We start from the raw sequence: 4999 nt of genomic DNA, 5'->3' as shown, positions 1-4999 counted from the left end.
GGCGGCGGACGACGCTCCTTCCTCCGCCGCCGGCTTCAAGGAAGCGCCCGCCGGAAGCAGCGAGGAGATATCCTCGCTTGCTTCGGCAATAACCGCCAGTGGATGAAACACCTCCACCGTCCCTTCCTCGACCAGAATCTCCCTCAGCACTCCGCTGGTCTTGGCCTCGATTTCATTGGATATTTTATCGGTCTCCACATCGAATAGAATATCTCCCTGCTCGACGCGGTCTCCCTTGGCCTTCCGCCAATTGGAGACGGTTCCCTCCGTCATTGTCAGCCCCAGCTTGGGCAATACGACAAGTTCAGCCATGACGCACCTCCTTGATTTTGCAACTCATGGTCCGCAGGTTTCAGAACATCGCCTTGACGCCTTTGACAATATCCTCCGCGCCCGGCAGCACCAGCGACTCCAACACCTGGGTGTAAGGAACCGGCGAGTTCAGCGCGCCAATCCGCACGACAGGGGCGTCCAGCTCATCGAAGCACTCCTCGGCAATGAGCGCCGACAGCTCGCCGCCGTAGCCGCCGCGCTTCACTTCTTCCGTAACGACAAGCGCCCGGTGCGTCTTGGCGATGGATCTGAAGATCGTCTCTTTATCCAGCGGATAGAGCGACCGCAGGTCGATGACCTCGGCCTCGATGCCTTCCTTGGCAAGCGCGGCCGCCGCCTTCAGCGCGTCATGGACCTGCTTGCCGTAGGTGATGATCGAGACATCGGCGCCCTCCCGGGCAATCGCGGCCGAGCCGAACGGAATCGGAGCTACTTTTTCCGGCACTTCGCTTTTTTGGGAATAGAGCACCTTGCTCTCGATATAGACCACCGGATTGTCGTCGTCAATCGCGGTCAGCATCAAGCCCCACGCGTCCGCAGCATTGGACGGATACACCACCTTAAGCCCGGGCACATGCGTCACCCACGCCTCAAGGGAACCGGAGTGCTGCGCTCCGGCGCTGATGCCGCCGCCCGCAGGGAGGCGCAGCACAAGCGGAACGGAGATTTTGCCACCGAACATGTATCGCATCTTCGCCGCCTGGTTAACCAGCCCATCCATGCCGAAGGTGAGAAAATCAATGAACATCAGCTCCGCCACAGGTCTCAGGCCCGTCGCCGCAGCCCCCACCGACGCGCCGACAATGACCCCTTCCGAAATCGGGGTGTCACGCACCCGCTCTTCGCCGAACTGCTCCCACAGCCCTTTGGTGACGCCGAAGGTGCCGCCGTAAGGGCCGACATCCTCGCCGAGCAGAACGACGTTCTTGTTCTCCAGCATTTTTTCCCGCAAAGCTTCGCGGATGCCCTCGCCATAGGTTATTTTTCTCATCTGATTCGCGCCTCCTCGATCAAATCGGAGTAAATATCCTGCACAGAAGACTCCGGAGCAGGGTAAGGGCTTGCGTCCGCGAACTCCAGCGCTTCCCGGATTTCCTCATCCACCTCGCGGCGGATCGTCTCAAGCTCCTCCTCCGTCAAGACGCCATTCTCCAATAAATAGCTTTCAAGCCTTGGAAGCGGGTCCTTTTGCAGCCAGGCTTCCACTTCCTCCTTGGGCCGGTAAGCACCCGGATCGCCTTCAAAATGGCCGTGCTGCCGGTAGGTCTTAAATTCCAGCAGCGTCGGCCCTTCGCCCGCGCGCGCCCGGCTCACCGCTTCACCGACCTTCTCATAGACCGTGAGCACATCATTGCCGTCCGCCGACAGCGAAGGCATGCCGTAGCCAATCGCCCGCTGCGAAATGTCCTGTATATTCTGATGTCTCGCCTGGCTGACGGAGATGCCGTACAGATTGTTCTCGCAGACGAAAATCACCGGAAGCTTCCACAGACTGGCCAGATTCATCGCCTCATGGAAGGTGCTTTGATTGGTGGAAGCGTCTCCAAAAAAGCATACGCTGACCTGGTCAGTGCCTCTGTGCTGCGCGCTCCAGGCCGATCCCGTGGCGATCAGATGTCCGGCCCCGACGATCCCGTTGGCGCCAAGGATGCCAAGCTCTGCGTCCGCAATATGCATAGAGCCTCCTTTTCCTTTGCAGTAGCCCGTTTCCTTGCCGAACAATTCCGCCATCATGTACTTCAGATTGCTGCCTTTGGCGACGATATGCCCATGCCCCCGGTGGGTGCTCGTAATATAGTCGTCGTCCCTTAAGTTCGCGCAGGCGCCAACGGCGATCGCTTCTTCCCCGATATATAAATGCACAAAGCCCGGAATCTTGCCTTCGGCGAAGAAGACCGAAGCCGTCTTTTCAAACTTGCGAATTCTCAGCATTTTCCGGTACATCTCGCTCAACAATTCTTTTGAAATGCTCAAGTGAATCCCTCCCGGTTCGGAATGTAAAGTCTGACTCCCCCTCATAAGACCTCCTTCTGCTGTGTTTGCCTTTCACTTGAAATATAGATGCAATTTCCATGCCAACATATAATGTCTGTATAAAGTGAACTTGAAAAATGACAGCAGGGGAAGGAGTAACGAAGGGGAAGTTTGGAACTGGAGGAGCGACAGCGTTCGCCTTTATCTCCGGATTTCATCCGCGAAGAGCGATTTAAATCAATGAAATCTGGGGATAACAGCGGCCGGAAGTCCAAACATTCCTCGTAGTTACGACTGGTATCTGATTGGAAAATCTTAAGTTCATCTTGTATAAGAGGAAGCCATGAAATGGCCGAAGTTAAGAAGTGAAACGCCAAAAAGCCCTTCCCATAACGGGAAAGACTTAGTGAAATTATTCCCATATCGGGAAGATGCGGGAAAGCCGGGAATTCAGGACGCGCCCCGGATGAACTGGAGAACCTCATCCATAACCTTGTCCTTCTCCTCGCAGTAGCATAGCAGATGGCCGCTGCGCTCGATCAACAGGACTTCCTTGACGGAAGAAGCGATATGCCGCTCCAGATAGGCGGCGCTCCTGGTCTTGACGAGATGATCCCTTGTTCCCTGCACAATCAGGGTCGGCGTCTCGATCTGCGGATACAGCTCAAAGCTCTCGCGGACGATTCCGGCAAATTCGCGGTTGGCATGGACCGGAGTCGAGCCGAACTTGCTTACATAGTTCTTCAGCATCGACAGGCTGCCCAGCGTCTTGATAATCTCGGCCGGATTCAGCGGGAACACCGGAGCGGCCAGCAGCGTCAGCGATTTGACCAAGGCTTTATGCCGAGCGGCCAGATAGGAAGCGATTAACGCCCCCATCGAAAAGCCGATCACATGCACGCCGTCGCCGCTTTGAGCGAGTTTTTCCAGTTCGCCCGCAGCCTGGTTGTACCAAGCCTCCCGGTTCGTCCGCCGCATATCGGCTCTTCGGCCGGTGTGCCCCTCCAGCGTGAACGTACGGGTGAGGCAGTGATGCTCTTCCAAATATTTCGACAGAGGCTCGATTTCAAATATGCCTCCGGTAAATCCGTGAATGAATAAGCAGCGTTCCATTTCGATTCCTCTTTTCGCGGCAGCTCGGCATTCCAAAGAGTTCATTATAAGCCTGACGCATGAGCGATTCCAAATGCAGCGGGAGGCATAATGCCCTGACAAAAGGGCACCATTGCCAGGACGCTGTTCCGAAACCCGATGAATGGCGCGTCGTTAGGCCGAGCCTGTGGAAGCGAAAGTGGCTTTGGATTTCTGCTTCCGGCTTTCTGCCTCCCGCAGTTTGGGTTATAATTGGAGAATGACGAAGAACGTCCCGTTTCACTCTAGCCTGAGTGAGCCGGGACGTTCTGCATTTGGGAGGGATTGCGATGGAATTTACGGATGCATACAGACAATTTATTCAAAAGCATATTAAGGCCAGAACCGGAGAACGCAGATCCCGGCTGGAAAGAGGGCACAGGCATGCCGAATCCTATTTTCTGAAACATGTCTGGTGGCCTTTGCGCGGAAACTTTGACGATCTTCATCCCGAGTATGAGGTGCTTGATTGGCGAGGCCGATCTTATTTTGCAGACTTCGCCTGGCTTCCGGGACATCCAAAGCTGATATTCGAAATCAAAGGATTTGGCTCGCACGTACGTGATATGGATCGCCAGAAATATTGCAATGAATTGAACCGTGAGACCTTTCTTCATGCGATGGGGTATCAGGTGATTTCCTTTGCCTACGACGACGTAGAGCGGCGCCCTGAGTTATGCATTACCCTGCTCCGCATGATGCTAGGCCGCTATCAGCCTTCGGCGGTTCCAATCTCCAGAGCTGAACTTGCCGAAAAAGAAATCATCCGGCTTGCCATACACGCAGCCAAACCGATTCGGCCAATTGATGTCGTCCGGCATTTCGGAATCGACTCCAAAACGGCAGTCAACATGCTGAAAAGGCTGTGCGGCAAGGGCTGGCTTGCTCCTACGTTACGCGGCAGGGGCGAAAGAATCGTCAGCTATGAATTAGCGGATGGAGTGCTCGATTATTTTTAAATCTGGCTGGCTTATCTGCCTGGAATTTACCCCTCTAATTTGGGAGCAATACATCCGAAAAAGAAGTTTATAGGGAAAATCTCCATTTAATTTTGCCGATTGTTCTACTACTTGCGCCAAATTGAGGAATTAGATGGAGCTTTTCCAGCTATTTCGTAAATACCGACAATAGCTGATGGATTAACAGGAGGATTTCTCGCTAATTATAAGATGCTATGTGTCCAGCGAATGAGGCACAGCAGCTGCGGAGTGTCCGGCGGCGTCATTAACGCCAGCTGCGCCGAAACGGCGGGGTACTGGCCGGGCCTAGCTATAATATGCCACCGTCTGCATTCAGCAACTCGCATAAGCGCTCAGCTGCGGCGCAGCACGTTAGCGGCAGGGGGGCTGTATCTACAAGCTGCTGATGCCTCCGCCAGTTCCTGATACGCCGGTTAAGGCGCAGCGCCAGACGCGAATAAGCGCCGCGCGCGAATGACAGCCTCGGACACGAAGATGGCTGACGCCTCTCCCGTGACGCAGTGCGCCCCGGCTCCGGACGCCTACCCGGGTTCGCTGTGCCTCTCTACTGGCCGCAGGACGCGATGCGGCCTGCACCACCG

Annotated in this window: 6 protein-coding genes; 1 reads left to right on the top strand and 5 read right to left on the bottom strand. The window is 55.3% G+C overall.

What is annotated here, in order from left to right; all coding sequences use genetic code 11:
• From L692_RS30010 to L692_RS0123365, 4 genes are all read right to left on the bottom strand, one after another.
• The coding region (locus tag L692_RS30010) for a biotin/lipoyl-containing protein (RefSeq protein ID WP_036725210.1) at positions 1 to 312 on the bottom strand (312 nt) is incomplete at its 3' end.
• Positions 313 to 352: 40 nt separating this feature from the next.
• A complete protein-coding gene (locus tag L692_RS0123375) occupies positions 353 to 1324 on the bottom strand; it encodes an alpha-ketoacid dehydrogenase subunit beta (RefSeq protein WP_025702377.1) in 972 nt (323 codons plus the stop codon).
• Positions 1321 to 2277, bottom strand: a complete 957-nt coding sequence (locus tag L692_RS0123370; protein ID WP_376717967.1) for a thiamine pyrophosphate-dependent dehydrogenase E1 component subunit alpha — start codon at positions 2275 to 2277, stop codon at positions 1321 to 1323. The genes L692_RS0123375 and L692_RS0123370 overlap by 4 nt, the downstream gene beginning before the upstream one ends.
• Positions 2278 to 2757: 480 nt before the next feature.
• The gene (locus tag L692_RS0123365; RefSeq protein ID WP_025702375.1) at positions 2758 to 3420 is read right to left on the bottom strand and encodes an alpha/beta hydrolase; all 663 of its coding nucleotides are present in this window, start codon (positions 3418 to 3420) and stop codon (positions 2758 to 2760) included.
• 308 nt (positions 3421 to 3728) lie between these two features.
• Here L692_RS0123365 and L692_RS0123360 point away from each other — a divergent pair, with 308 nt between their 5' ends.
• Positions 3729 to 4397, top strand: a complete 669-nt coding sequence (locus tag L692_RS0123360; protein ID WP_025702374.1) for a DUF559 domain-containing protein — start codon at positions 3729 to 3731, stop codon at positions 4395 to 4397.
• Between the two features lie 393 nt (positions 4398 to 4790).
• Here L692_RS0123360 and L692_RS33670 read toward each other — a convergent pair.
• Positions 4791 to 4999 (bottom strand): hypothetical protein (locus L692_RS33670; protein ID WP_232238852.1); only part of this gene is annotated, 209 nt, incomplete at its 5' end.

Source organism: Paenibacillus forsythiae T98 (assembly GCF_000520735.1).
Taxonomy (GTDB): domain Bacteria; phylum Bacillota; class Bacilli; order Paenibacillales; family Paenibacillaceae; genus Paenibacillus_AQ; species Paenibacillus_AQ forsythiae.
This window is presented reverse-complemented; position numbering and strand designations above follow the sequence as displayed.

What these genes read in the sequence shown, in the direction of transcription:
- L692_RS0123375 (WP_025702377.1), bottom strand. Translation starts at nt 1,324, where the DNA reads ATGAGAAAAATAACCTATGGCGAGGGCATCCGCGAAGCTTTGCGGGAA.
- L692_RS0123370 (WP_376717967.1), bottom strand. Translation starts at nt 2,277, where the DNA reads ATGTACCGGAAAATGCTGAGAATTCGCAAGTTTGAAAAGACGGCTTCG.
- L692_RS0123365 (WP_025702375.1), bottom strand. Translation starts at nt 3,420, where the DNA reads ATGGAACGCTGCTTATTCATTCACGGATTTACCGGAGGCATATTTGAA.
- L692_RS0123360 (WP_025702374.1), top strand. Translation starts at nt 3,729, where the DNA reads ATGGAATTTACGGATGCATACAGACAATTTATTCAAAAGCATATTAAG.